This is a genomic window from Thiohalocapsa sp. ML1 (genome assembly GCF_001469165.1).
Taxonomy (GTDB): Bacteria; Pseudomonadota; Gammaproteobacteria; order Chromatiales; family Chromatiaceae; genus Thiohalocapsa.
In genome coordinates this window covers 25,479-51,814 of record NZ_JABX01000027.1, presented here as the reverse complement: position 1 = coordinate 51,814, position 26,336 = coordinate 25,479, and the positions used below count along the sequence as shown (strand labels likewise).

26 protein-coding genes and 1 tRNA gene are annotated in these 26,336 nt (G+C 67.7%); 24 read left to right on the top strand and 3 right to left on the bottom strand.

Annotation, left to right across the window (positions count from 1 at the left end; genetic code table 11):
- Positions 1-130 precede the first annotated feature (130 nt).
- The 7 genes from hslV to ML01_RS27495 all read left to right on the top strand — a co-directional run bounded on the left by hslV (position 131) and on the right by ML01_RS27495 (position 6,773).
- Positions 131-688 carry an ATP-dependent protease subunit HslV gene (gene hslV, locus ML01_RS16920; RefSeq protein ID WP_058556578.1) on the top strand — a complete coding sequence of 186 codons (558 nt, stop codon included), beginning with the start codon at positions 131-133 and terminating at the stop codon, positions 686-688.
- Between the two features lie 99 nt (positions 689-787).
- Complete coding sequence (hslU, locus tag ML01_RS16915) at positions 788-2,122, top strand: ATP-dependent protease ATPase subunit HslU (protein WP_058556577.1); 1,335 nt, start codon at positions 788-790, stop codon at positions 2,120-2,122.
- 190 nt (positions 2,123-2,312) lie between these two features.
- Entirely contained in the window at positions 2,313-2,675 is a 363-nt protein-coding gene (locus ML01_RS16910; RefSeq protein ID WP_058556576.1) for a gamma-butyrobetaine hydroxylase-like domain-containing protein, read from the top strand.
- Positions 2,676-3,069: 394 nt separating this feature from the next.
- Positions 3,070-3,816 carry a bifunctional demethylmenaquinone methyltransferase/2-methoxy-6-polyprenyl-1,4-benzoquinol methylase UbiE gene (ubiE, locus tag ML01_RS16905; RefSeq protein ID WP_058556575.1) on the top strand — a complete coding sequence of 249 codons (747 nt, stop codon included), beginning with the start codon at positions 3,070-3,072 and terminating at the stop codon, positions 3,814-3,816.
- Positions 3,813-4,469, top strand: a complete 657-nt coding sequence (locus ML01_RS16900) for an SCP2 domain-containing protein (protein WP_254045288.1) — start codon at positions 3,813-3,815, stop codon at positions 4,467-4,469. Before ubiE ends, ML01_RS16900 begins: the two co-directional genes overlap by 4 nt.
- A gap of 111 nt (positions 4,470-4,580) precedes the next feature.
- Positions 4,581-6,242 (top strand): ubiquinone biosynthesis regulatory protein kinase UbiB, encoded by a 1,662-nt coding sequence (ubiB, locus tag ML01_RS16895; RefSeq protein ID WP_058556573.1) that lies wholly within the window; start codon positions 4,581-4,583, stop codon positions 6,240-6,242.
- Positions 6,243-6,389: 147 nt separating this feature from the next.
- Positions 6,390-6,773, top strand: coding sequence for a CopG family ribbon-helix-helix protein (locus tag ML01_RS27495; protein ID WP_254045287.1), 384 nt, complete (start codon positions 6,390-6,392; stop codon positions 6,771-6,773).
- Positions 6,774-7,095: 322 nt separating this feature from the next.
- Here the strand turns inward: ML01_RS27495 and ML01_RS16885 are convergent, their stop codons facing one another.
- Positions 7,096-8,316, bottom strand: a complete 1,221-nt coding sequence (locus ML01_RS16885; RefSeq protein ID WP_058556572.1) for a class I SAM-dependent methyltransferase — start codon at positions 8,314-8,316, stop codon at positions 7,096-7,098.
- 157 nt (positions 8,317-8,473) lie between these two features.
- Here ML01_RS16885 and ML01_RS16880 point away from each other — a divergent pair, with 157 nt between their 5' ends.
- The 5 genes from ML01_RS16880 (at position 8,474) to folK (ending at position 11,853) form a co-directional block, all read left to right on the top strand.
- Positions 8,474-9,247: a pteridine reductase gene (locus ML01_RS16880; RefSeq protein ID WP_254045286.1), complete on the top strand. Its 774-nt coding sequence runs from the start codon at positions 8,474-8,476 to the stop codon at positions 9,245-9,247.
- Positions 9,248-9,307: 60 nt separating this feature from the next.
- The gene (locus tag ML01_RS16875; protein WP_058556570.1) at positions 9,308-9,802 is read left to right on the top strand and encodes a DUF2452 domain-containing protein; all 495 of its coding nucleotides are present in this window, start codon (positions 9,308-9,310) and stop codon (positions 9,800-9,802) included.
- 107 nt (positions 9,803-9,909) lie between these two features.
- Positions 9,910-10,677, top strand: a complete 768-nt coding sequence (locus tag ML01_RS16870) for a queuosine precursor transporter (RefSeq protein WP_082674364.1) — start codon at positions 9,910-9,912, stop codon at positions 10,675-10,677.
- 4 nt (positions 10,678-10,681) lie between these two features.
- A complete protein-coding gene (locus ML01_RS16865; protein WP_058556569.1) occupies positions 10,682-11,449 on the top strand; it encodes an SDR family oxidoreductase in 768 nt (255 codons plus the stop codon).
- Positions 11,446-11,853, top strand: coding sequence for a 2-amino-4-hydroxy-6-hydroxymethyldihydropteridine diphosphokinase (gene folK, locus ML01_RS16860; RefSeq protein ID WP_058556568.1), 408 nt, complete (start codon positions 11,446-11,448; stop codon positions 11,851-11,853). The genes ML01_RS16865 and folK overlap by 4 nt, the downstream gene beginning before the upstream one ends.
- Before the next feature lie 35 nt (positions 11,854-11,888).
- On the opposite strand, the gene folB is transcribed toward folK, so the two are convergent.
- Positions 11,889-12,248, bottom strand: coding sequence for a dihydroneopterin aldolase (gene folB / locus ML01_RS16855; RefSeq protein WP_058556567.1), 360 nt, complete (start codon positions 12,246-12,248; stop codon positions 11,889-11,891).
- A gap of 279 nt (positions 12,249-12,527) precedes the next feature.
- Between folB and plsY the strand changes: the two genes are divergently transcribed.
- The gene (plsY, locus tag ML01_RS16850; protein WP_058556566.1) at positions 12,528-13,187 is read left to right on the top strand and encodes a glycerol-3-phosphate 1-O-acyltransferase PlsY; all 660 of its coding nucleotides are present in this window, start codon (positions 12,528-12,530) and stop codon (positions 13,185-13,187) included.
- 34 nt (positions 13,188-13,221) lie between these two features.
- On the opposite strand, the gene tsaD is transcribed toward plsY, so the two are convergent.
- Positions 13,222-14,256: a tRNA (adenosine(37)-N6)-threonylcarbamoyltransferase complex transferase subunit TsaD gene (gene tsaD, locus ML01_RS16845; RefSeq protein WP_058556565.1), complete on the bottom strand. Its 1,035-nt coding sequence runs from the start codon at positions 14,254-14,256 to the stop codon at positions 13,222-13,224.
- 165 nt (positions 14,257-14,421) lie between these two features.
- Here tsaD and rpsU point away from each other — a divergent pair, with 165 nt between their 5' ends.
- The 11 genes from rpsU (at position 14,422) to ML01_RS16790 (ending at position 26,271) form a co-directional block, all read left to right on the top strand.
- Complete coding sequence (rpsU, locus tag ML01_RS16840; RefSeq protein ID WP_058556564.1) at positions 14,422-14,637, top strand: 30S ribosomal protein S21; 216 nt, start codon at positions 14,422-14,424, stop codon at positions 14,635-14,637.
- A gap of 116 nt (positions 14,638-14,753) precedes the next feature.
- Positions 14,754-15,197 (top strand): GatB/YqeY domain-containing protein, encoded by a 444-nt coding sequence (locus tag ML01_RS16835; RefSeq protein ID WP_058556563.1) that lies wholly within the window; start codon positions 14,754-14,756, stop codon positions 15,195-15,197.
- 172 nt (positions 15,198-15,369) lie between these two features.
- On the top strand, positions 15,370-17,079 hold the full coding sequence (dnaG, locus tag ML01_RS16830; RefSeq protein ID WP_058556562.1) for a DNA primase: 1,710 nt from the start codon (positions 15,370-15,372) through the stop codon (positions 17,077-17,079).
- A gap of 254 nt (positions 17,080-17,333) precedes the next feature.
- The gene (rpoD, locus tag ML01_RS16825; RefSeq protein WP_058556561.1) at positions 17,334-19,187 is read left to right on the top strand and encodes an RNA polymerase sigma factor RpoD; all 1,854 of its coding nucleotides are present in this window, start codon (positions 17,334-17,336) and stop codon (positions 19,185-19,187) included.
- 94 nt (positions 19,188-19,281) lie between these two features.
- Positions 19,282-19,357: transfer RNA gene (locus ML01_RS16820), tRNA-Ile, on the top strand.
- Positions 19,358-19,833: 476 nt separating this feature from the next.
- Positions 19,834-21,648 (top strand): PEP-CTERM sorting domain-containing protein, encoded by a 1,815-nt coding sequence (locus ML01_RS16815; RefSeq protein ID WP_058556560.1) that lies wholly within the window; start codon positions 19,834-19,836, stop codon positions 21,646-21,648.
- Positions 21,645-22,703: a hypothetical protein gene (locus ML01_RS28920; protein WP_156427789.1), complete on the top strand. Its 1,059-nt coding sequence runs from the start codon at positions 21,645-21,647 to the stop codon at positions 22,701-22,703. Before ML01_RS16815 ends, ML01_RS28920 begins: the two co-directional genes overlap by 4 nt.
- Before the next feature lie 41 nt (positions 22,704-22,744).
- Complete coding sequence (locus tag ML01_RS16805; RefSeq protein WP_162268039.1) at positions 22,745-23,557, top strand: hypothetical protein; 813 nt, start codon at positions 22,745-22,747, stop codon at positions 23,555-23,557.
- Between the two features lie 196 nt (positions 23,558-23,753).
- Complete coding sequence (locus tag ML01_RS16800; RefSeq protein ID WP_371258219.1) at positions 23,754-24,584, top strand: ATPase; 831 nt, start codon at positions 23,754-23,756, stop codon at positions 24,582-24,584.
- An 8-nt stretch (positions 24,585-24,592) separates the two neighbouring features.
- Positions 24,593-25,663 carry a homoserine O-succinyltransferase gene (locus ML01_RS16795; RefSeq protein ID WP_058556556.1) on the top strand — a complete coding sequence of 357 codons (1,071 nt, stop codon included), beginning with the start codon at positions 24,593-24,595 and terminating at the stop codon, positions 25,661-25,663.
- 353 nt (positions 25,664-26,016) lie between these two features.
- The gene (locus ML01_RS16790) at positions 26,017-26,271 is read left to right on the top strand and encodes a hypothetical protein (protein WP_058556555.1); all 255 of its coding nucleotides are present in this window, start codon (positions 26,017-26,019) and stop codon (positions 26,269-26,271) included.
- Positions 26,272-26,336: the final 65 nt, after the last annotated feature.

The following is a 26,336-nucleotide window of genomic DNA, read 5'->3' as shown; positions in this document are numbered from 1 at the left end:
CTCCGCCCATCGGCGGGCCATGCGCTGCCGCGGTCTGCCGAACGGCGTAGAATCCCGGGTCCACAACAGGGTCTAACGCCGCCGACGGCGCCGCCCGGCGTCATCCTTCCGCTTTCATCGAGTCAGCAGCATGGAACAATTTCACGGCGAACAGTTTCACGGAACGACGATCCTCGGCGTGCGTCGCGACGGCGCCGTCGTCATCGGCGGCGACGGCCAGGTCTCGCTTGGCCAGACGGTGATGAAGGGCAACGCGCGCAAGGTGCGCCGGCTCTACAAGGGCCAGGTGCTCGCGGGCTTCGCCGGGGCGACAGCGGATGCCTTCACGCTGTTCGAGCGCTTCGAGGGCAAGCTCGAAAAGCACCAAGGCAACCTGACCCGCTCCGCGGTGGAGCTGGCCAAGGATTGGCGCACCGACCGCATGCTGCGCCGGCTGGAGGCCATGCTCTGTGTGGCGGACCGGGAGGCGTCGTTGATCATCACGGGCACCGGCGACGTGCTGGAGCCCGAGCACGACATCATGTCCATCGGCTCCGGCAGCGGCTTTGCGCAGGCCGCGGCACGCGCGCTGCTGGAGCACACCGAGCTGTCCGCGCGCGACATCGTCGAGCGGGCCTTGGGCATCGCCGCCGACATCTGCATCTATACCAATCACAACCTGGTGCTGGAGGAGCTCGGCGCCGACTGAGCGCAGCTCCCGCACCCAGCGCGCGCAGCATTGCCGCGCGCTCGCAACAGCCCGCCGGGCCCCCTGTCGTCGCCCGGGCTATCACCATCGTAGGCAATCATGTCCGAGATCACACCCAAGCGCATCGTCGCCGAGCTGGACAAGCACATCATCGGCCAGGACGCGGCCAAGCGCGCCGTGGCCATCGCGCTGCGCAACCGCTGGCGGCGGGCGCAGATCCCGGAGCCCATGCACTCCGAGATCACGCCGAAGAACATTCTGATGATCGGCCCCACCGGCGTCGGCAAGACCGAGATCGCGCGCCGGCTCGCGAAGCTCGCGGACGCGCCCTTCATCAAGATCGAGGCCACCAAGTTCACCGAGGTGGGCTATGTGGGGCGTGATGTTGAGTCCATCGTCCGCGATCTCGCCGACATCGCCATCAAGATGGAGCGCGAGAAGGAGATGGACGCGAACGCCGGCAAGGCCGAGTCCGCCGCCGAGGAGCGCATCCTCGATGCGCTGCTGCCGAAGCCCTCGGGCTTCGAGGAAGACAGCCGCGGCGCCAATGCCAGCAGCGCCACGCGCGAGAAATTCCGCGTCAAGCTCCGCGCCGGCGAGCTCGACGACAAAGAGATCGAGATCGAGGTCCGCCAGAGCCCGCTCGGCGTCGAGATCATGGCGCCGCCCGGCATGGAGGAGATGACGAGCCAGCTCCAGGGCCTGTTCCAGAACTTAGGCTCCCAGCGCACCAAGCGCCGACGCATGCGCGTGGCCGAGGCGCGCTCGGTGCTGAAGGACGAGGAGGCGGCCAAGCTGGTCAACGAGGAAGAGATGAAGCAGCGGGCGCTGCGCAACGTCGAGGACAACGGCATCGTCTTTCTGGACGAGATCGACAAGGTCACGCGCCGCGCCGAGCACATGGGCGGCGCCGACGTGTCGCGCGAGGGCGTGCAGCGCGACCTGTTGCCGCTGGTGGAGGGCAGCACCGTGTCCACCAAGTACGGCGCCATCAAGACCGACCACGTGCTGTTCATCGCCTCCGGCGCCTTCCAGCTCGCCAAGCCGTCGGACCTGATCCCGGAGCTGCAGGGGCGCCTGCCCATCCGCGTCGAGCTCTCCGCGCTCAGCACCGACGACTTCGTGCGCATCCTGACCGAGCCGAACGAGTCCCTGACCGACCAGTACGCCGCGCTGCTCGCCACCGAGGGCGTGAACATCGAGTTCACCGACGACGGCATCCGGCGCCTTGCCGAGATCGCCTTCCAGGTCAACGAGCTGACCGAGAACATCGGCGCCCGCCGGCTGCACACGGTCATGGAGCGGCTGCTGGAAGACGTGTCGTTCAATGCCTCCGAGCTCGATCGCGTGACGGTGACCATCAACGCCGCCTACGTGGACCAGAACTTGGGCGAGCTGGCGGCGGATGAGGATTTGTCGCAGTACATTCTTTGAGGAAGGGGCTAGGTGCTAGGTGCTAGGTGCTAGGTGCTAGGTGCTAGGTGCTAGGTGCTAGGCGAGCGCAACACCACCCGCGCACTGCTCGCCGCGCTTCGTGCCCCAACAGGTTTCCACATTGAACCGGCGCCGCCGTCGGCCCATCTTGATCGGCTGTCCCGATTAAGCCGTCTTTAAGGAGTCAGCCATGCCTACCCCGACCGAATTCAACCTGCACCGCAACTCGCGGGTGCTGGAGATCAGCTTCGACGACGGCGCGCACTTCACGCTGCCTGTTGAGCTGCTGCGGGTCTACTCGCCATCCGCCGAGGTCCAGGGCCACGGCCCCGGGCAGCGCGTGCTGCAGATCGGCAAGGAATTCGTGAACATCGACCGGATCGAGCCCGTCGGCCACTATGCCGTGTGTCTGCACTTCGACGACGAGCACAACACCGGCATCTTCTCCTGGGAGTACCTCTACAGCCTGGGCAAGAATCAGGAAGGGCTCTGGTCCGACTACCTGGCCGAGCTGGAGAAGGCGGGTTACGCGCGCAAGGAGCGGCCCTCTTGAAGAAGGGCCGAGGGCCGAGGGCTGAGGCGGGAGGGACACAGGACGCTTAGGTGCCGAGGTAGAGCCTCGGCACGAAAGTAAACGGCATAGACGGAGCCCGGTCTTGGCAGCTCGGCAGCGAAGCACTTGCCCGCCCGGGGCCGGAGCGGGCCGGAGCGGGCCGGAGCGGGCCGGAGCGGGCCGGAGAGCCGACCTCCAGGTCGGCTCCTCGCTCGCGATCAGTGCAACCGGCTCCGCCGCTGTGTTGACCTGGTGGTCAACACTCCAGTCAACACCGTCAACCACGCGCCTGTCTCGATATTCCCGCAGCGAAGCTCTCGTACCCAGCGCCTCCCACGCGCGACCCCCGCGCCGCGGTTAGAATAGCCGCCTGATATCTGATGGAGCCCGCCCTGTGTCTGAAGACAAGACCCATTTCGGCTACGAAGAAGTCCCGGTCGCCGAGAAGCAGGAGCGCGTGCGGGCCGTGTTCGACTCCGTGGCGTCGCGCTACGACCTGATGAACGACCTGATGTCGCTCGGCATCCACCGGCTCTGGAAGCGCCGCACCATCGAGATGGCGGGCGTGCGCCGCGCGCAGCGGGTGCTGGACCTCGCCGCCGGCACCGGCGACCTCGCCGAGCGCTTCGCACGCATCGTCGGCGCCGACGGCGAGGTGGTGATGTCCGACATCAACGCCGCGATGCTGAATCAAGGCCGCACGCGGCTGGTGGACGCCGGCGTCGTCGGCAACCTCGACTACTGCCAGGCCAACGCCGAGGCGCTGCCGTTCGCGTCGGACAGTTTCGACTGCGTTACCATCGCCTTTGGGCTCCGCAACGTCACGCACAAGCAGTTGGCGCTGAACGAGATGTACCGCGTGCTGCGCCCGGGCGGGCGCGCGCTGATCCTGGAGTTCTCGCACCCGACCACCAAGCCGCTGGAGAAGGTCTACGACGCCTACTCCTTCAGTGTGCTGCCGGTGCTCGGGCGGCTGGTCGCCGGCGATTCCGCCAGCTACCGCTATCTGGCCGAGTCCATCCGCATGCATCCGGACCAGGAGACGCTGCTCGGCATGCTGGAGCAGGCCGGCTTCGAGCGCGCGAGCTACGAGAACCACACCGGCGGCATCGTCGCCATCCATCGGGGATACAAGCTGTGAGCACGGGCGCAGACATGGGCGGCGCCGAAGCCACCGGCATCCAGTTGCCAGACGCGCTGCTGGCCGCTGCCGAGGGCACTGTCAACGGCGTGCTGGCGCTGGACCCGGAGGGCGCCGCGCGACTGGCTGGCGTGCAGGGCCAGGTGCTCAGGCTCGATCTCACCGGCTTCGGCACGCACCTTTACGTGGTGCCCGGCGAGGACCGGCTGTTCTTGTTTTCCGCCTACGAGGCGCCGCCCGACTGCGTCGTCCGCGGCAGCCCGGTGGCGCTCCTGGGCATGGTGCTCGCCCGCAATCGCGAGGACGCGGTGTTCGCCGGTACCATCCGGATCGACGGCGACAATCGCCTCGCGCAGACCCTGGGCGATGTCTTTCGCGGTCTCGACATCGACTGGGAAGAGCAGCTCTCCAAGCTGCTCGGCGACACGCTGGCGCATCGGCTGGTGCAGCGCGCCCAAGCCGGCAGCCGCTGGGCCGGGCGCAGCGGCGATGTCGCCGCGCAGAACCTGCGCGAGTACCTGCAAGAAGAGGCCGCCGTGCTGCCGAGCCGCTCGGAGCTGGAGGCCTTTCTCGCCGCCGTGGACACGCTGCGCGACGACGTGGAGCGCCTCGCCGCCCGGGTCGAGCGCCTGCAACGCCAGCGCGGCGGCTGACCAGGCCGCCCGGACAAGCCGCGTCCGCCAGCCCGACGCCAGCCGGGCGCTCAACCTGCTGTAACCCGCGCCGCGACACGTCGCCCGCATCCTTAAGGATACCCGCCGCACATGCTTCGCCTCCCGCAGACGCTGCGGCTGCTGCACATCAACCTCGTGCTCTTGAAGCACGGACTCGATGAGGTGGTGGCGTCCATCCCGGTGCTGCGCCCGGTGCGTTTTCTCGTGCACCTGGCGCCCTGGAACTGGTTCAAGCGCGACCTGCCCGCGTTTCCGGTGCGGGTGCGGCTCGCGCTGGAGGAGCTCGGGCCCATCTTCATCAAGTTCGGCCAGCTCCTGTCCACGCGCGTGGACCTGCTGCCGGCGGACATGGCCGAGGAGCTGGCCAAGCTCCAGGACCGCGTGCCGCCCTTTCCGGGCAGCGAGGCCCGCGCGCTCATCGAAAAGGCCTGGGGACGGCCGGTGGAGGCGGTGCTCGACGCCTTCGACGAGACCCCGCTCGCGTCCGCGTCCATCGCACAGGTGCACACGGCGCAGCTCAAGGATGGGCGCGAGGTCATCGTCAAGGTGCTGCGCCCCGGCATCGAGAAGATCATCCGCCGCGACGTGGACCTGCTCTACGCCTTCGCCGGCCTCGCCCAGCGCTACTGGCCGGACGGGCGGCGGCTGCGGCCGGTGGAGGTGGTGCGCGAGTACGAGAAGACCATCCTCGATGAGCTGAACCTGCAACGGGAGGCCGCCAACGCCTCGCAGCTTCGGCGCAACTTCAAGCACAGCGAGCTCTTGTACATCCCTGAGGTGTACTGGGACTGGACGCGCCCGAACGTGATGGTGATGGAGCGCATCTACGGCACCCCGGTGTCGAAGGTCGAGGAGCTGAAGGCGCAGGGCATCAGCATGCGCCAGCTCGGCACCCGCGGGGTCGAGATCTTCTTCACGCAGGTGTTCCGCGACAACTTCTTCCACGCGGACATGCACCCCGGCAACATCTTCGTGGAGCCGTCCGGGCGCTACATCTCCGTGGACTTCGGCATCGTCGGCACGCTCACGAAGGAAGACCAGCGCTACCTCGCCGAGAACCTGCTCGCGTTCTTCCGGCGCGACTATCGGCGCGTGGCGGAGCTGCACCTGGAGTCCGGCTGGGTGCCGCTCGGCACCCGGGTCGAGGAGTTCGAATCCGCGATCCGCACCGTGTGCGAGCCCATCTTCGAGAAGCCCATCGCCGAGATCAGCTTCGGCAACTTCCTGGTCAACCTGTTCCAGACCGCGCGCCGCTTCGACATGGAGATCCAGCCGCAGCTCGTGCTCTTGGAGAAGACCCTGATCCACATCGAGGGCCTGGGCCGCCAGCTCTATCCGCAACTCGACCTCTGGACCACCGCCAAGCCCTACATGGAGCGCTGGATGCGCGAGCAGATCGGCGCCAAGCGACTGGTCGAGCGCACGCTGCACAACTGGCCCGCGCTGGCCGAGCGACTGCCGGACCTGCCCGTTGCGCTGACCCGCATCATCGACCAGCTCGAGCGCCAGGCCGCCATCTACCCGGACGGCGCCACCGGCGACCTCAAGGCCATCCGCCGGAATCTGGGCGACAACAACCGCCGCCTGCTCGCAACCTTTGGCGCGCTCGGGCTCGCCGGCTTCGCGAGTGCCGTGCTGCTCTTCGGCGAGCCCTGGGCGGAGCTGCCCTGGCTCCTGCCGGCCGCCGCCGGCGCGATGCTCGCGATGAGCTTCGTGCTGTTCTGGCGGGCGTTGTTTGCGGATGGAGACTGAGAGCGGCTCGCCGCTGCTGAAGCGATCGAGGCGGCGCAGAGCAAAAAATCAGCAAACTCCGGCCTACCGCGGCCAAGAACTATAATGCGGTGCATTAAAACACCAGCGGATTCGAGCCACGGGTATGACGGTATGACACGCGTCCGGATGCCCGACGATCTCGTGCAGCGGCTCGACGCCACGGCGGCACGCCTGCGTCGCTCCAAGGGCTGGATCATCAACGACGCCGTGCGCGCGTACCTGGAGCGTGAGGATCTGCGGCCGCTTCGTGACGAGGAAACGCAGGAGGCCCTCGCCGAGCTGGATGCGGGACAAGTCGTCGACGGCGACGCCGTGCTCGCCTGGATCGATAGCCCGGAGATGCTCTCCCTCGTCGCCGAGATCGACGAGCTCAAGGGCGCCTGGCGCGCCCTGGGCACTCTGGCGCCGGAGCGTCTGTCGGCGTTGCGCCGGGGCGCCACCATCGAGAGTGCATCCTTCCGACCTGAAATCGGGACCGGAATCCCAGCCGTCTCGCAGACGCGCGGCTGACTGGGAGCGCCGGCTTTCCAGCCGGCTCGGCGCCGTCGCGGCTCGATGCCGCGTCGGCGGCGTCTGGGCTGGCACAAGGGCACAAGCGCAGTCGCCCGGCCCGGCGGCGCGGCATGGGTAGTCGCCCTGCTCCAGCGCAGTCGATCGCACGCCGGGGGCATCGAGCCCCCGGCGCGCGAAGCCGGCTGAAAGCCGGCGCTCCCAGTCCGTGACGGCTCGCTGTCCAGGCCGATTTTGGGATACCTCAGGTGCTGACCACGCTGCTCCTGCTGCGGGCCGGCTATGCCTATGTGCCCTACAGCTCGCCGGGACGCCAGGAGCCTTATCGGTCGATCAGCCGATGCCGCAAATCCCGCAGCCCGAAGCCGCACCACCCGGCGGGCGGCGCCTCTGCGGCGCGGGCCAGTGCGAGCACCTGAAAGCGCTCGCCCATGGCGGCCGGCAGCACGAGCTGCTTGGCGCCGACGGCGAGGTCCATGAGCGTGGCCGGGTCATCGGTCGCGGCGCTCAGATGGCGGTCGAGTCCGCAGCCGATGAGAAAGTTGGCCTGCGTCGTGTAACCGGCGAGGTCGAGTCCCGCGGCGGTGCCGGCGTCGGCGACGGCGGTGAAGTCCACGTGCGCGGTGATGTCCTGCAGGCCCAAGTGGCTGTAGGGGTCGGCGTGGGCGCGGTGGCGGTGATGGCACAAGAGCGTGCCGTCGCGGCGTTCCGGCAGGTACAGCTCCCGGCGCGGATAGCCGTAGTCGATGACGAGCAGCATGCCGGCGGCGAGGTGCTCCGCGAGGAGCGCGAGCCAGGGCGCGAGGCGCAGGTTCAGCTCGCCGCAGAGCCCGTCGGCGAGCAGGTCCGCGGGCAGGTCGAGCGCTGCGACCGCCTCGGCGAGCCCGGCCGACACCGGCGCCGAGCGGATCTCGCCGAAGCCGTCGCCGTCGCGTACCACCAGCACCTCCTGCACCCGCTCCGCGAGGTGCGCCGGGTCGGCGGCGGCCGGGTCCAGCGGCGGCACGCAGAAGCGGTGCACGGGCATCGCGTCCAGTACCTCGTTGGCGATGACGACGCCGCGGAGCCCCGCGGGCGGCGCGGGCAGCCAGTGGACGCGCGGCGCGAGCGCGGGCACCCGCTCGGCGAGCAGCGCGCGCTGGCGCTCCGCCAGGTCCGGGCTCGGCTCCAGGATCAGATAGCGCTCGGGGGGCCGCCCGAGCGCGTCGAGCGTGCTCAGCAGCTCCGCCGCGAGGGCGCCGCTGCCGGCGCCGAATTCGAGCACATCGCCGCCGCCGAGCGCCGCCAGCACCTCCGCGCACTGGCTGGCGACGCAGCGGCCGAACAGCGGCGAGATCTCCGGGGCCGTGACAAAGTCGCCGTCCGGCCCCAGCTTGGCGGCTCCGGCGGAGTAATAGCCGAGCCCGGGGGCGTACAGCGCGAGCTCCATGAAGCGATCGAAGGGGAGCGCACCGCCGGCCGCGTCGATGGCGGCTGCGATGTGCGCCGCAATGGCCTCGCTCTGCGCAAGAGCGGCGCCGTCGGCATCGTTGGGGTACTGCATGGTTCAGCTCGCTGGGCCGCGTCAGGTTGCGCAACGATACAGGGGTTTGAGGGCCAAGGGCCAAGGGCCAAGGCATCGGCAGTCCGGGCTCGGCCCTCGGCCCTCCGACCTTGGCCCGAGCGGGCCCATTTGCACCGATCAATGAGGTGACTCACCCTTGGCTACGTCGCATCCGACCCCGCATCCAAACGCCCCGCTCGCACCGCCGGTGGCGCTCATCACCGGCGCGGCGGCGCGCATCGGCGCCGAGATCGCCCGCGTGCTGCACGCCGAGGGCATGGACCTGATCATCCACTATCGCAGCTCGGGCGACGACGCCGCGGCGCTGAAGGCGGAGCTGGAGGCCGCGCGGGCGGACTCGGTGCGGCTCGCGCGTGCCGATCTGCTGGACCCGAAGGCCCCGACCGTGCTACTGGACGCGGTGCGCGCGTTTCGCAACCGGCTCGACGTGCTGGTGAACAACGCCTCCAGCTTCTATGCGACGCCGCTCGCCGAGGCCACCGAGGCGCAGTGGACCGAGCTTATGGACACGAACCTGAAGGCGCCCTTCTTTCTGGCCAAGGCGCTGGCGCCGCTCCTGACGGCCGCGGACGGCTGCATCGTGAATCTGGTAGACATCCACGCCGAGCGCCCCCATGCGCACCACCCCATCTATTCCATCGCCAAAGCCGGCAATGCGATGATGGTGCAGGCGCTGGCCCGGGAGCTCGGGCCGCGCGTGCGCGTCAACGGGGTCGCACCGGGCGCGATCCTGTGGCCCGAGCAGGGGTTGGCGGACGCCGTCAAGGAGACCATCCTCGCGCGCACCGCATTGAAGCGTCCCGGCGCGCCCGCGGACATCGCCCGCACCGTGCGCTTTCTGGTGTGCGACGCGCCCTACATTACGGGGCAGATCATCGCCGTCGATGGTGGTCGCACCATTCAGCAATAAGACGGCATCGACGGTGCGCCGAGACCGCGCACCCGAGCCCGGAGGATCTCAAGCATCGTCATGAGCAAAGACGACAAGGCCCTGCTGCATCGCGGCGACGCGCGCAGCTCGCCGTATCCCGTGAGCCGCCTCGCGCCGGCCTTCGAGGCCCCGGAGCTGGCCGAGGAGATCGCCCGCGCGGAGTCCATGCTGAGCGCGCGCACCGGCGCCAAGCTCCGGGTCATCGCGGACCAGATCAAGGCGCTGCAGGCCGAGGCGCGCAAGGTGCTCGATGAGGCGCGCGAGGAGCAGGCGCTGACGCATGCCGAGTGCGCCTTTAAGCGCATCCCGGGCCAGGTCTATCACCTGTACCGGAAGGCCGGCGGCAGTTTCTTCTCGATGCTGTCGCCGGCGGACTGGCGCGGCGCGCCGCCGCACGAGTACTTGGGCTCCTACCGGCTGGAGACGGACTATTCCTGGACCCCGGCCGAGGACCTCGACCGCGCCGACGACACCGGCGAGATCGTCGGCGAGCTGCTGCGCATCGGCGGACTGCACCGCGGCGAGGCCGGCTGACGGCACCGCGCGCCGGAGCCCGTGCGTGCCGGTCATTCGGCGTCGCGCCTTGTGTGGCGCGCCTGCCGGCCGCAGAACCCCCGGCATCGCCAGCCAGGGGAGCCCGCATGAGCTACGCCAGTCGACCCTACGCCGCCATGCCCGGCGCCGCCACGCACGGCCGCCGCTTTCAGTACTACGACCTGATCATGGTCGGCTTTGTCACGGTGCTGTTGTGCTCCAACCTCATCGGGCCCGCGAAGGTGGGGCAGATCGAGCTGCCGTTTGCGCTGCCCGGCATCGGCGAGAGCTTGAGCTTCGGCGCCGGCAACCTGTTCTTTCCCATCAGCTACATCTTCGGCGACATCCTGACGGAGGTGTACGGCTATGCCCGCGCGCGACGCGTGATCTGGGCGGGCTTCGGCGCATTGGTGTTCGCCTCCGTGATGTCCATGGTGATCATCGCGCTGCCGGCGGACCCGGCCGAGCCCTTCAACGCGACGCTGCAGCCGGCGCTGGAGACGGTCTTCGGCAACACCGCGCGCGTCGTCATCGCCTCGATCGTTGCCTTTTGGGTCGGCGACTTCGTGAACTCCTACGTGATGGCGAAGATGAAGCTCTGGACCCGCGGCAAGTACCTGTGGACCCGGACCATCGGCTCCACCATCGCCGGCCAAGGCGCGGACAGCCTGCTGTTCTACCCCATCGCCTTCTTGGGCATCTGGTCCGCAGAGAGCATCGCGTCGGTGATCGCATTCAACTTCGCCTTCAAGGTGCTGCTGGAAGCGACCATGACGCCCGTGACCTACGCTGTCGTCGGCTTCCTGAAACAGGCCGAGGGCGTTGACATCTATGACCGGGGCACCAATTTCACGCCCTTCTCCATCAAGGATTGACCTGATGACAGACACCGCCGACCGCCCCGCGGCCCTCGTCACCGGTGCCGCCACGCGGCTGGGCCGCGAGTTTGCCCTCGCCCTGGCCGACATGGGCTACGACATCGCGCTGCACTACAACAGCTCCGCCACCGAGGCCGAGACCACGGCCGCGGAGCTTCGCACCCGGGGCAGCGATGCCGAGCCGCTGCAATGCGATCTGTCCCGGCACCAAGACCTGCCCGGCCTGATGGAACGGGCGCTGGCGCGCTTCCCGCGCTTGGGCGTCCTCGTGAACAGCGCGTCGCGCTACGTAGCCGGCAACCTGGCCAGCACCCGCCCGGAGACCGTCTACGCGCAGCTCGCCGTCAACCTCGTGGCACCGATGGAGCTGATGCGGGTCTTCGCGGCCAGCGTAGACGCGGGCTGTGTCGTCAACATCATCGACAACAAGGTCGCCTACGCCCAATACGACTACGCCGCCTACCTGCTCTCCAAGAAGAGCCTCGCGGAGGCGACGCGCATGGCGGCCTTGGAGTACGCGCCGCGTATCCGAGTCAACGGCCTCTCGCCCGGGGTCGTCATGCCGATGTCGAGCCGGACGGCGGATTACCTGCGCTGGCGCCTAGACGGCATCCCCCTCAAGCGCCAAGGCAAGCCCGAGCATCTGTGCCACGCGCTGCGCTACCTGGTGGAAAACGACTTCGTGACCGGCCAGATCCTCACCGTCGACGGCGGCGAGGGCATGTTCCAAGTGGGGCGGCACTCCGAGAACTATCCGGCCGCGCGATGAGCGCGAGCGCCGTGCATCTCGCCGTGGTCTCGATTGGCTCGAACATCGAGCCGGAGCTGAACCTTGAGCGTGCCCGCGACATCGTCGCCGCCGAGCACCGGCTGGTGGACGAGTCGCCGCTGATTCGCACCGACCCGGAGGGATATCTGGCCCAGCCGGATTTCCTGAACGGCGCTTGGCTGGTTGAGACGAGCCTGGAGCAGACGGCCTTCGTCGCTTACCTGAAAGGCGTCGAGGACCGGCTCGGCCGCCAGCGCGGCGGCATCAAGGCGGGTCCGCGGAAGATTGACCTCGACCTCATCGGCTGGGATGGCCGCGTGGTGCATGCAGAGTATCCGGCGAAGGACTATGTAGCCATCCCGGTGGATGCGCTGCTGCGACGCCACGGCATCGGCCTCGTCTAAGCCGGGTAACACACCCCGCTCGAAGCACGCTCGGCTCAGCCGGGCCGCACGCCCCGCTCAATGACGACGCCGACGCCGGCGGCGTCGCTGATGGCACCGATCTTATTGACCTTGAGCCGCACCCAGGGCGCACCGAGCTCGTCGAGGATGATCGCGGCGCAGCGCTCGGCGAGGGTCTCCACCAACTCGAACTGCGACTCGCCGACGAACTGCTTCAGCCGCTTCGAGACGGACTTGTAGTCCAGCGTGTCCTCGATGCGATCGGAGGCGGCGGCCCTGCGGTTATCGGCGGCCATCTCGATGTCGAGCACCACGGGCTGCTTGATCGCCTTTTCCCAGTCGTAGATGCCGATGACGGTCTCGATGCGCAGTTGGCTGATGAAAACGATGTCCACGGGGGCTCCTATTGTTGTCGTCTGGCGTTGGCTGGACTGACTGGAGTGTTGACCTCCAGGTCAACACCGACAGAGCGGGATGCACGGATATCGCGCGTGCCTAGCCGACCTGGCGGTCGGCTCTCCGGCCCAGCTCCGGCTCCGGCCGGCCCTCCTCGGCCCTCGGCACTAGCCCCTTCCCAAATGTTGTCTGTTCGCGCCTGTGCAAGCACCGCGCGAGCGCCAAGAGCTTAGTTCCGAGCTTGACCGCAAGGGGCGCAGCCGGTCCAATGCGCGGCCATGGACCTATCCCTCATCATTGCGCTCTTGCTCGTGCTCGGGGCCTATCTGCTCGGCTCCGTGTCCAGCGCCATCATCGTCTGCCGGGCGATGGGCCTGCCGGACCCGCGCACGCAGGGCTCCAACAACCCGGGCGCGACCAATGTGCTGCGCATCGGCGGTGCCAAGGCCAAGCCCGCGGCGGCCATCACGCTGGCCGGCGACATGCTGAAGGGCGTGCTGCCGATGCTGATCGCGCACGTGCTTGGCGTCGCGCCGTTGACGCTGGCGCTGGTGGGCATCGCCGCGTTTGCTGGCCACCTGCTCCCGGTGTTTTTCGGTTTCCGCGGCGGCAAGGGCGTGGCGACCGCGCTAGGCGTGCAGCTCGGGCTCTACTGGCCCATCGGTGCGGCGACGGCGGCGGTGTGGCTGTTTGCGGCGAAGGTGCTCAAGATCTCGTCCGTGTCGGCGCTGTTGTCCATGGCGCTGGCGCCGGTGTTCGTCTGGCTCCTGTGGCCCAATCCCGCGCTCATCGGCATGCAGCTCGTCATCACGGGGCTCTTGTTCCTGCGTCATCGCAGCAACATCAAGAAGCTGCTGCGGGGTGAGGAGGATCGGATCGGCGGCGGGGCGGCGGAAGCGACCGTGGTGCAGGGGCAAGGGCCGAGGGCCGAGGGCTGAGGCGCCGGATTCGCTGTACCTCGGCCCTTGGCCCTCAGCCCTTCTCCAACGCAGGGAGTCCCTCAAGCGGCCATCTAGGCATCGCCGTGAACGCCAGTGGCTCCGCGAGCCCCGCCGCGAGGCGCTCGTGGCCGGCGAAGGCGATCATGGCGCCGTTGTCGGTGCACAGCGCCGGCCGCGGGTAGAAGGCCCGACCGCCGCGCGCGGCCATCATCTCGTCTACACGCGCTCGCAGCCGGCGATTGGCGCTGACACCGCCGGCGAGCACGAGGCGGTCGCTGCCGGCGGCTTCCACCGCGCGGCGACACTTGATCGCGAGCGTCTCCACCACCGCGTCCTCGAAGGCGCGGGCGATGTCGGCCTTGGCCTGCTCGGTGTCCGGGCGGCGCGCGAGCTCGTCGCGGACCGTGTTCAGCGCAAAGGTCTTGAGCCCGCTGAAGCTGAAGTCGAGCCCGGGGCGATCGGTCATTGGGCGCGGAAAGCGGTAGCGGCCGGGCTGGCCCTGTTCGGCGAGCTTCGCCAGCGCCGGACCACCGGGATAGGGCAGGCCCAGGATCTTGGCCGTCTTGTCGAAGGCCTCGCCGGCGGCATCGTCCACGGACTCGCCGAGCAGCCGGTAATGGCCGATCTGCGCCACGTGCACCAGTTGCGTGTGGCCGCCGGAGACGAGCAGCGCGACGAACGGAAAGGCCGGCGCCGGCTCCTCCAGCAGCGGCGCCAGCAGGTGGCCCTCCATGTGGTGCACGCCGATGGCGGGCACGCCCCAGCCCCAGGCGAGGCTGCGGCCGAGCCCGGCGCCCACCAGCAGCGCGCCGACCAGCCCCGGCCCCGCCGTGTAGGCGACGCCGTGGATGTCGGCCGGTGCCGTCGCCGCCCGGTCCATGACCAGTCGGATCATCGGCGTCAGCCGGCGGATGTGGTCGCGGGAGGCAAGCTCCGGCACCACGCCGCCATAGGCCGCATGCAGGTCCACTTGGCTGTGGACCTCATGCGCAAGCAGGCCCGCGTCGCCGTCGTAGATGGCCACGCCCGTTTCGTCGCAGGAGGTTTCGATGCCAAGTACACGCATTGGGTCGATTCGCCGCGATCCGCCCAGCGGCGCCCCGGGGGCGGAGCAGCAGGCGGGCGTGCTTGTCAGTGGGAAGTTGTGCAGGGCATAATGCGCGATTACGCACGCGTTGGCCAGACGCGGCGCGGCGTAATGCTCAACTGAATTTCATTGCAAGGATTTTTCATGCCCAGCGTTCGCATCAAAGAGAACGAGCCCTTCGAGGTCGCCTTGCGCCGCTTCAAGCGCTCCTGCGAAAAGGCCGGTGTGCTCGCCGAGGTCCGCCGCCGCGAGTTCTACGAGAAGCCGACAGCGGAGCGCAAGCGCAAGAAGGCAGCCGCCGTCAAGCGCCATCACAAGAAGCTCTCCCGCGAGGCGCGTCGTTGGGAGCGCCCGTACTGACGGCTCGATCCCCACGGCGGATGCCGGAACCTCTGCGCGTTGCCGTGCCCTAAGGACCGGCACCCGGCGGCTCCAAACCTCCCGGCAAATCGAGCCCAAGCCCGACTCCAGCGACCATGCTCAAGCAGCGCCTCACCGACGACATGAAGGCCGCGATGAGGGCCGGCGCCAAGGAACGCCTCGGCACCATCCGGCTCGTCAACGCCGCCATCAAGCAGCGCGAGGTCGATGAGCGCATCGAGCTCGACGACACGCAAGTGCTCGCGGTGCTCGAGAAGATGGTCAAGCAGCGGCGGGACTCGATCGCACAGTTCGAGGCCGCCGGTCGCGAGGACCTCGCCGCCAAGGAGCGCGCGGAGATCGACGTCATCCAGGGCTACCTCCCCGAGGCCCTGTCCGATGACGAGATCGATGCGCTGATCAACGCGGCCGTCGCGGAAACCGGCGCGGCATCCATGCGCGACATGGGCAAGCTCATGGGCGTGCTGAGGCCGCAGCTACAGGGCCGCGCCGACATGGGCGCCGTGAGCCAGCGCGTGAAGGCGCGACTCGCGGGCTGAACAATGGCCGATAGCGGCGCTGCCGAGGGCCAAGGGCGCCATCCTCGGCCCTCCGCCCTCGGCCCTTCTGCAGGTTCTATCTCGCCGGTTGCCGTGACTCGGCTGCGGCAAGACCACATGCCCGGGCTGCGGCCAGCGCGTCTCGGTTCCGGCTCTCGCGAGGTCGTGGTCGATGGTCGGTCGCATCACGCCGGAATTCAAAGACCGGCTGCTCGCCCGCACCGATATCGTCGAGATCGTCGGGCTGCGCGTGCAGCTCAAGAAGGCCGGCGCTGAATTCACCGCCTGCTGTCCGTTCCACACCGAGAAGACGCCCTCGTTTACGGTCAGTCCAGCGAAACAGTTCTACCACTGCTTCGGCTGCGGTGCCCACGGCAACGCCATCGACTTTCTGATCGAGTTTGACCGGCTGAGCTTCCCGGAGGCCGTCACCGAGCTCGCCCAGCGCGCCGGCATGTCGCTGCCCGCGGACGACGGCGCGCCGACAGGGCCGGACCCGGCGCCGATCCTCGCCGTGCTGGAGCAGGCGGCGGGGCTGTACCGGCAAGCGCTGCGCGAGCACCACGAGCGCGAAGCGGCCGTGGCTTACCTGAAGCGTCGCGGCCTGAGCGCCGAGGTGGTGCAGCGCTACGGGCTGGGGCTCGCGCCGAGCGGCTGGAGCTTCCTGCTCGACGCACTCGGCAAGACGCCGGCGGAGCAAGAGCGCCTGTTGACGGCGGGGCTCATCACGGAGCGCGACGGGCGGCGCTACGACCGCTTTCGCGCTCGGATCATGTTCCCGATACGCGACCGGCGCGGGCGCGTGGTCGGCTTCGGCGGGCGCGTGCTCGACGACGGCGAGCCCAAGTACCTGAACTCACCGGAGACGCCGGTCTTCGTCAAGGGTCGCGAGCTCTACGGCCTCTACGAGCAGCAGCAGGCGTTGCGCGGCCCGCCGCGCATGCTGCTGGTCGAGGGTTATCTGGACGTGATCGCGCTCGCGCAGTTCGGCATCGACTATGCCGTCGCGGCGCTCGGCACCGCGGCGACGCCGGAGCACATCAAGCGGCTGTTGCGCAGCGCGCCGGAGATCGTGTTCTGTTTCGACGGCGACCGGGCCGGCCGCGACGCCGCCTGGAAGGCACTCAAGACCGCGCTGCCGCTCGCCACCGGGCAGCAGCCCTTGCGTTTTCTGTTCCTGCCCGACGGCGAGGACCCGGACACGCTGGTGCGCAAGGAGGGCAAAGACGCCTTCGAGGCCCGGCTCGCGGAGGCCAAGCTCCTGTCCGCGTTCCTGTTCGAGCACGTCGAGGCGCGCCACGACCCAGCCACGCCGGAGGGCCGCGCAGGGCTGGTGGACGAGGTCCAGGGGCTGCTCCAGGGCATGCCCGCCGGCAGCTATCGCCAGCAGCTCGGCGCGGAGCTCGCGCGGCGCAGCGGCACCGCCCAACCGCGCCAGGGTGCCCGGCGCGCGCAGGGCCGGCCGTCGGTGCCGCGCATGCAGCAGGCAGGGCCGGCGCTGACGCCGCTGCGCCGGGCCATCGCGCTGCTGCTGGATGATCCCGGCCGCGCCGCGCTCGTGGTCGAGCGCCCCGCGGATTGGCGCGAGCTGGATAACCCCGGCATCGCCCTGCTGGCCGAGATCGTCGACATCGCCGCCGCCTATCCCGGCATCACCACGGCGACGCTCGCCGAGCGCTGGCGCGACACGGAGCACGAACGGACCGTCCGTCGGCTGTCGGAGCCGGGACTGATCGCCCTGATCCCGGCAGAGGGCCGCGCCGAGGAGCTCGCCGGGACCATCGATCGGCTCAATCGCGAGGTGGCCGCCCAGCGCCGTGCCGCCGAGATCGCGCGGCGCTGGCAGGCGCGCGGCGGAGGTGATGGCCACGGCGCCGGCTGAGCCCGTCGGGGAGGCGCGCCGGCAACGAGCGCGCCTCAGGTTAACGCGCCGTCGGACTCCGGGGCCTTGGGATACCGGAAAAAGCGCAGATCTGATACGCTGGCCAGTTTGTTCGCAGCATCCTACAGTTCAGCAACTATACTCAGCACCTATACTTCAACACCTTCGGGCAGTTGCCGGCCCGACCGCGCCCGGGCGCGGTTGCCGGCGCGTTTCCGCATTCCGCCCGGTCCAATCCTCGAACAGGTATCCGCATGGATCAAGACCAGCAGCAGGCTTCGCAACTCAAGCAGTTGATCGCCAAGGGCAAAGAGCAGGGGTTTCTGACCTATACCGAGGTCAACGACCATCTGCCGGACGGCATCATCGAGCCCGAGCAGATCGAAGACATCGTGCGCATGATCAACGACATGGGGATCATGGTGCACGAGACCGCCCCGGCGGAGATCGACACGCTGAGCAGCGATTCCGCCGTCGCCGATGACGAGGCCGCCGAGGCCGCCGCCGCCGCGCTCGCATCCGTCGACAGCGAGTTCGGTCGCACCACGGACCCAGTGCGCATGTACATGCGCGAGATGGGCACCGTGGAGCTGCTGACCCGCGAGGGGGAGCTGCGCATCGCCAAGCGCATCGAGGACGGCCTGAATCAGGTGCTCGGCGCGCTGTCCACCTATCCGCGTGCCGTGGAGTTGCTGCTCGACATGTTCGCGCAGGTGGAGCGCGACGAGCGCCGCCTGTCCGACGTCATCTCCGGCTTCACCGACGAGGAAGCCCCGGAGCCCGTCGCCAAGGGGGCCGCAGCCGCCGCTGCCGTCGAGGAGGAGACGACCACCGCCGCCGGGACCGCCACCGAAGAAGAAGACGACGATGCCGAGGAGGCCGCTCCCGACACCGGGCCGGATCCGGAGGAGGTCAGGCGCCGCGTCGCCTCGCTGCGGACGCATTTCGAGGAGTTCGTCGCACTGCTGCGCGAGCACGGCCGCGATCACGACGCCTCCCGCGCCGCGATGGCGAACGTCTCCGAAGACTTCATGCAGTTCAAGCTCGTCGCCAACGTCTTCAACGAGCTGGTGGAGGTGCTGCGCGGCAGCATCGAGCGCGTGCGCACGCAGGAGCGCATCATTATGGGGCTCTGCGTTGAGCACGCGCAGATGCCGCGCAAGGCCTTCATCGACAGCTTCCCGGACAACGAGACCAACCCCGACTGGGTGCGCGAGCAGATCGACGCCGGCCACCCGTACTCGGTGCGCCTGGCAGAGGTCGAGAGCGACGTGCGCCGCGCCCAGCGCCGGCTGCAGGACTTGGAGCGCGAGAACACGCTGACCATCGGCGAGATCAAGGAGATCAACCGCAAGATGTCCATCGGCGAGGCCAAGGCCCGCCGCGCCAAGAAAGAGATGGTCGAGGCCAACCTGCGGCTGGTGATCTCCATCGCCAAGAAGTACACCAACCGCGGCCTGCAGTTCCTGGACCTGATCCAGGAGGGCAACATCGGCCTCATGAAGGCGGTGGACAAGTTCGAGTATCGCCGCGGCTACAAGTTCTCGACCTACGCCACCTGGTGGATTCGCCAGGCCATCACCCGCTCCATCGCGGACCAGGCGCGCACCATCCGCATCCCGGTGCACATGATCGAGACCATCAACAAGCTGAACCGCATCTCCCGGCAGATGATCCAAGAAATGGGCCGCGAGGCGACGCCCGAGGAGCTCGCCGAGCGCATGGAGATGCCGGAGGAAAAGGTCCGCAAGGTGCTCAAGATCGCCAAGGAGCCGATCTCCATGGAGACGCCCATCGGCGACGACGAGGACAGCCACTTGGGCGACTTCATCGAAGACGCCGGCGTCATCTCGCCGCTCGACTCCGCCACCGCCGCCGGGCTGCGCGAGGCGACGCAGAACATGCTCGCCAGCCTCACCAGCCGCGAGGCCAAGGTGCTGCGCATGCGCTTCGGCATCGACATGAACACCGACCACACGCTGGAGGAGGTCGGCAAGCAGTTCGACGTGACCCGCGAGCGCATCCGCCAGATCGAGGCCAAGGCCCTGCGCAAGCTGCGCCATCCGACCCGCTCCGAGAAGCTGCGCGGCTTTCTCGACAGCGACTGAGCCGCCGGGGACTGCCCCGTGCCGGGCGCGGGCCTGCGGCCCGGCTTGGCCGGCTCGATCCGCGCGCATCGCACGCGCCGCCCGCCTTCCCCCCGGGCCGTTAGCTCAGCGGTTAGAGCAGGGGACTCATAATCCCTTGGTCCTAGGTTCGAATCCTAGACGGCCCACCACTTGGCGCCGACGAACGCGGCTCGTGCGGAGCGTGGCGACCTGTAAGCGTGGCTTTACAGTCGATTAGGCCGGCTCTCCCCGAGATCTGCAGACGTTCGAGCCATCTTTTTCAACTCCGGAGCTGGCATCGTGCGTCCGTCAATCGCACGCTGCACCTGTCGTCCGCTAGTATGGCCCACTTGGCGGGGATCCCAGGTCGCTGCGGCGGGCCCCGGATCGAGCTTCCGCCGCGGTGCTGGGCTGGGGGCGCTCAATGACTGTTCGATGACTGTCAGAATTTTTTACAGTATTCATCGCCGATCACCGTGCGCACCGGGGCTTCGTCTTGCAAGTGATTGTTCTTGTTCTTTGATTTTTGGATGGTCTAATACTTGCTGTGATTCTAGGCAATCCCCTGAAAATGTTCATCGGTGACAAATACTGGCGCGCCAGGCCGGTCCCCCGATGTCCTACCCCTGCCGGAGCGACCCACCCCATGCCTCTGCGAAGCCCGCTCAGTGCCGCCGTCGCGGCCATCCTCGCCGGAATCGCCGTACCAGTCGGCGCCGTGCCGTTTCAGGCCAATATCGACAGCGTCGAGAACGCGGTGTTCTTCACATCCGATACGGCGAGCTATGACGCCTGGGCGACCGATTGCAGCAATGTCGCGGGCGGGAGCGGCTGTGCCATGAGCGACTCCGACGCGCCGACGCCGAACGACGACACCCTGTTCTTCTGGGGCGGTCAAGGCGAAGCCACCAACAGCAAGGCGACACTCACCTGGGCCGGCACCGGGAACAGCCCGGACATCACAAGTATTCGCGTCATGACGCTGCGCGACGACGCCGGTCTCAGCACGCCGTTGGGGCCAAGCTATGGGCCGGCGGAGCCGCTCACACCGCTCGGGAGCAGCAACTACACATTCAATCCCGACGCTTTGCAGGGTCAAGGCATCGCTGCTGCCTACGGGAGACCCGGGGTGTTAGATCAAAACGATCCAAGTATGGTCGGTGTGTTCTATCCCCCCGCTCGACAATGGTCAGGCACCCTGAAGGCGGCCGCAGCGGGCAGCGCGACCCACGAGTTCGGGGCTGAGCTGCCTGCGCCAGGCTCACTTTGGGCGCAGACGGGGACTTTTCCGAACTTCCTATTGTCTTCTGTCCCCGCGCAGATCGCTCAGCGGTCTCAGGTGGTGCCGTTTGTTGCGGGCACCGCTCCAGTGCAATTGCAGACCGGCGGCACCGTCGACGCGACGTTCTTCGCTGGCGACACGTCGGGAGTCCCAGAGGCGTACATGTCTGACTTCCTCGTGCAGCTCAATGCACCGGCAGTCGGCGCCCCTCCGGAGGCAGGCATGATCCTGCTGGACGGCGACGATGCGCCCATCACGGACGTGACATACAGCCGCCCGAGCCCGGATGACCTGCGCGCATCGCTGGGGCGCACCCGCGCGGATGGCACCCCAGGGTCGACCCTTGAAGGCAGCATTTGGCTGTTCAACCAGGGTGGGGCCGGCAGCAGCATCGCCGGCACCGCCTACGTCGAGTCCACCGGCAACGCGACCACCAGTGTCTCGGGCGCCCAGGGCAACGTGAACCTTGCCGTCGGCGAGACGCCCGTGCTGGACGGCTTTGGCTTCACGATGCCGGCGCGGCCCGCGAGCATGCCGTACACTTTCAACGCAAACGGCACTGTCAACACCGCCGCCACCGGCAATGCCCAAGTCGACAGCGTTCGCGTGCGCGTCGGCGGCCCCACCGCCGGCAGCGGCACCTTCGCCGAGCTCACGCAGCAAACCGTCGGGCCGCTGCTCGGCGTGTCGCCCGACGCCGGCGCCCGCTACTTTGCGCCCGGGGTTGGCCAGATCAATCTCGATACCGTGGACCCTGGCGATACCTTGGCCGTGACCCTGACCCTGAAGAACCTCTTCGGCGCCGACTTCGGCACCTTGGACGATCTGACGATCTTCAACGTCTCTGCCGATATCACGGCCGGAACATTGGGCACCTTGAGCTTGCCGAGCGACACGTTGAGCGCAAACGAAGAGCTATCGCTGACCTTCGACATCTTCACGACCGCGCAGGCGGGTGCGCAGTACACCGTCACCCTCAGCTTCCTCACGGATCAAGCGTCCGGTTACGACGCCCAGAACGACACCCCCTTCACCTTCACGCTCAGCGGGAGAACCAGCGGCACCCAGGACGTCCCCGCCCCCGGCGCGCTGGCGCTGGTCGGCCTAGGGCTAGCCGGGTTGGCAGGGGTGCGGGCGCGGCGGCGGTGGGTGGCCGGGCGTGTGGGGGGTGGGGTATGAAGGGCATCGCGCTCGCGCTGCTCGGACTTGCCGGGCAAACGTCCATGCGCAGGGCCGATCCTCGGCGCGGCTGCGCCGCAGCACGGCGATCGGCACTGGCCGCCGCGATGCTCGGGCTCTTTGCCTCCAGCGCGCACGGGGTCGTCACGATCGAGATACAAAGCGGCCACTTCGACGCAGACCTCAATGCCTATGTTGCGCCGGTGACCCTGAACCCGAGCATTTGGGTCAATTTCTCCCAAAATTGCCCTGGTGTGGGCGGCCCTTCCGCCAGTTGTAGCCCAGCGGCGCAACCAGGTCCAAAACAAGATCATCTCCTGTTCAGTTGGGGCACGCGGGGTCCAAACGACCCCAGCGTCGGCGACAACTCCTGGCTCCGGGTGACCTTCGATGCGGACATCGACTTTGTTCTCGGCACAGTGGCGTTCGAGACGGTCGCCGATACGCCCAACCTCGGCCCGCTGGCTGGTCCAGCCAGTCAAGGCCTGAGTCCCACGCAAGGCACGGGAACCATGCTCGCATACGAGCGGGTGTTCCGACCGACCCAGATTCTATCCCTCCAAGATGTGACACAGCAGCAGATGGCGCTGCATGCGTCCTACCGCGACGCCGATGACACTGCTGTGTCTGCGACCACGAGGGATTGGAAGGTCGTAGTCGATCAGTCGGCTACGCCTAGCGCGAACACCAAGTACGTGCAGAATGGGGGTATCGCCGATTTCCGTATGGAGGCGGACAGGACTTTCTTCTTCACCAACTCCGACATGGCCACGGTCAATGACCCGGCAGATCCGACCGCCAATCGCAACGAAGCGATTCGCTTACGCGAAGATGACACCCTGAGCTTTCAGTTCTACGAGGAGGTCTGGAACAACTCCACGATTATTGCTCAGGCCGTCAAAGCTCCTGATGCCTACTACGGCAGCTTCGACATCATCATCACGCCGCTGGATGAGCCGGAGCCGGCGCTCTCGGTTCAGAACGACGCGAATCAAGAGGCCGGCATCGACTTCGGGACAGTTCGTGCCGGGACAGCTCAGCTACCGAAGGCCTAACGGCACGCAACGCGGGGGCGAGCGGCACCACGCTCGACAACGTGAAGTTTGCGGACGTCCTCAGCGGGTCTAAGGCTTCATATTTCGTGGTTGATCCGGCCACCGGCCCGGGGCCGGCGAGTCTCGGCACCGCTGCCGCCGACACACTCGCGCGAGGCTACAGCGCTGGCGGGCTCGCCTTCGGCGACGTAGACGGCGTAACCATCGGTGCCGGCGAGGCCGTGCAGAGCGTCTCCGCGGACGGCGTGCCCGACGTGACGCGGGCCATCACGGCGACGATCAAAGGTCCGATTCTCGGTCTTGGGAAGACGCCGAATAGCACTCCCGCAACCTCGGATCTGTCCGCGTGGGCCGACTACGGCAGCGAGATCGTGATCGGCGATACCAGCATCGACGGCGACAGCTTCACGAAGTCGCTGGCACTTGCAAACCTCTTCGGCGATGTCGATCCTGCCGATGGCAACCTGACGGACTTGACGTTTTACAGTGTCGGATTTGGCCCGAGCTTCGATCCGACCACTTCGTTCTTCAGCATCGTCGGCGGATTACCGTCCTTCGGCGACGACCTTGATGCAAGCACGACCGGCACACCGCTGCAGATCGACTTCGACCGTGCCGGCGATCTGGCAACGGAGTGGCGGGCGACGCTGTATTTCCTGACGGACCAGAATCGTCCCCTGAATAGCTGCGCCGGGCTGAATGTTGAGGCTTGTCTCGGGGACGAGATCGGCTCCATCTGGACCTTTGACATCATTGTCCGTGCCGGTGCCGTACCCCTGCCCGGTGGCCTGGCGTTGATTGCGCTGGGTCTCTTCTCAATGGCCGCGGTACGTCGACGCCGCGGAGCGGCCTAAAGTCCCGCGGACAGGCGCACGGATGCCCCGGTCCGCTAAGGAGGAGCGCGCGGCGGGAGGTGTCGCTCCGCCCGTGATGGCGTATCATCCGCCGCTCGCTGCCGCACCCGCGGCCTGACCGACGCTCCGCGCCCCCGTGCACTTCGACATCGAAACCTTCCGCGCCTGGAAGCACCGCAGCGTCACGCTGCTCGGCATGTCCGGCGTCGGCAAGACCTATCTGTCGGCGCTGTTAAGGCGCAACGACTGGTTCCACTATTCCGGCGATTACCGCATCGGCACGCGCTATCTGGACGAGCCGATCCTGGATCTGATCAAGTCCAAGGCCATGGAAGTGCCGTTTCTGCGCGACCTGCTGCGGCGCGACTGGATCGCGATCCAGAACAAGATCGCCGTCGATGACCTGGGGCCGGTGCTGAGCTTCGTCGGCAAGCTCGGCGATCCGGATCAGGGCGGGCTGTCGCTGCAGGAGTTCAACCGCAGGCAGGCCATGTACCGACAGGCGGAGATCCAGGCCATGCTGGACGTGCCCGCCTTCATCGACAAGGCGCGGCATATCTACGGCTACAGCCATTTCGTGAACGACGTCGGCGGCAGCCTGTGCGAGCTCGATGAGCCGTCAGTCATCGACCTCTTGGCGCGGCACACGCTGATCCTGTACATCCGCGTGCCGCAGCAGGACGAGATCAAGCTGATCCGCCGCGCGCAGGCGGACCCGAAGCCGCTCTACTTCCGCCCGGCGTTTTTGAAGTCCGCGGTGAAGGATTACCTCGCCGAGCACGCGCTGGACTATGTCGCGGACATCGACCCGGACGACTTCACCCGCTGGGTGTTCCCGCGGCTGTTTCACTCCCGCGTGCCGCGCTACGAGGCCATTGCGCGACCGCACGGCTATGTCGTGGAGTCGCCGGAGGTCGCCGCGGTGCGCGACGAGCGGGACTTTCTGGACCTGATCGAGACCGCCATCGCGCGCAAGACGAGCGCCGCCGATGCGCCGGGCGCGGACGAGCCGGCGGCGGAGGGCTGAGCGCGGCCATGCCGATCGTCGGCCACAACGATCTGCCTACGTTCGAGCGGCTGCGCGCCGAGGGGCAGAACATCCTGCCGTCGGACCGCGCCATCGCGCAGGACATCCGCGAGCTGCATATCGGGCTCTTGAACATGATGCCGGATGCGGCGCTGGCCGCGACCGAGCGGCAGTTCTTCCGGCTCGTGGGCCAGAGCAATCAGATCGCGCAATTCTACGTGCACCCCTTCACGCTGGACGCGCTGCCGCGCTCGCCGGAGGCCCGCGCGCACATCGAGCGCTGGTACGAGCCCTACGCGCAGGTGCGCGACCAGGGCCTCGATGCGCTCATCATCACCGGTGCCAATGTCGCGGGGCCGGACCTGTCCGGCGAGCCCTTCTGGCGGCCGTTGATGGACGTGGTGGATTGGGCCTGCGAGAGCGTCACATCGACGCTCTGCTCCTGCCTCGCGACCCATGCCGTGATGCAGTTCCGTTACCGACAAGTGCGCCGACCGCTCGGGTTCAAGCGCTGGGGCGTCTTTGCGCACCGCGTTGTCGACCGCGGCCATCCGCTGGTCACCAGCGTCAATACGCTGTTCGATGTGCCGCATTCGCGCTTCAACGACATCGGCCGAGAGCAGTTTGAATCCGTCGGTTGCCGGGTGCTCGTGGAGAGCGCAGCCGCCGGCGTGCACCTCGCGGTGAGCGGCGATGGGCTCAGGCTGGTGATGTTCCAAGGCCACCCGGAGTACGACACCGTCTCGCTCTTGAAGGAGTACAAGCGCGAGGTCTACCGCTACGCCGCCGGCGCGCGGCCGGACTATCCGCCGTTTCCCGAGCATGTCTTCAGCCCAAAGGCCGCCGCCGTGCTGACGGAGTACCGGCACCTGCTGGAGCACGAGCGCGACCGCGGTCGCCCGCCGCCGGCGCTGCCGGAGGCACGCATTGCCGCCGGGCTCGACAACACCTGGCGCGACACGGCGGAGGGGGTCATCGGCAACTGGATGGGCCTGATCTACCGCGTCACGCACAACGACCGGCGCATCCCCTTCATGGCGGGCGTGGACCCGGAGGACCCCCTCGGGCTGCGCCGCTGACCCGCCGGGCGGGCCGCCCTGTGCCCCCAGATCGGGTCTTTTCCGCCGTCCGGGCTGTCGCCAACCCCCAAACTGTTGGGTTTTCAGTACATCCGTTGCGCTGCCGACGCGATGGTGCACTAGGTTTGTCAGGTATTTAGGAAATTCGTTACAAAACCGTCACTCCGGTGACTCAAACATCTGTTGCATTCGAGCTTGTCAAGTTCCTGATCGGCTTCTAAACTGTGCGGAACAGATCGAAATGTCGCAAGCACGCGACATGCGCGGTTTGTAGCCCCGGGAAAACCCGAAATCCTTCTATGAATCAAGGGCAAGCACCCGACTCGATAGATCTCATCACTGAGCAAAGAAAAATGTTCGACGAGCAAGACAACGTCATCCGCTACAAGTGGGACCCCTGGACCGGTTCCGGCTATCGCATCCGCCGCGCGGTCGGCGCCGGGGAGCACAGTTTCTTCGTTGAGGACTGGAGCAACCATGTCGTGGTCGACGACTACGGCTGCGACAATCTCGACGAGGCACTCGGTGTGCTCCGCCGCTACTGTGACATCGATGTGGCGCAGGAGCGCTCCCGCATCGCCGCCTGGCTGCCGGAGCAGGCGCAGTAACCTGTTTCTGCGCCTTCCAGCGCAAAGACAAGGGGCCGCACTAGCGGCCCTTGTCTTTTCTGCGG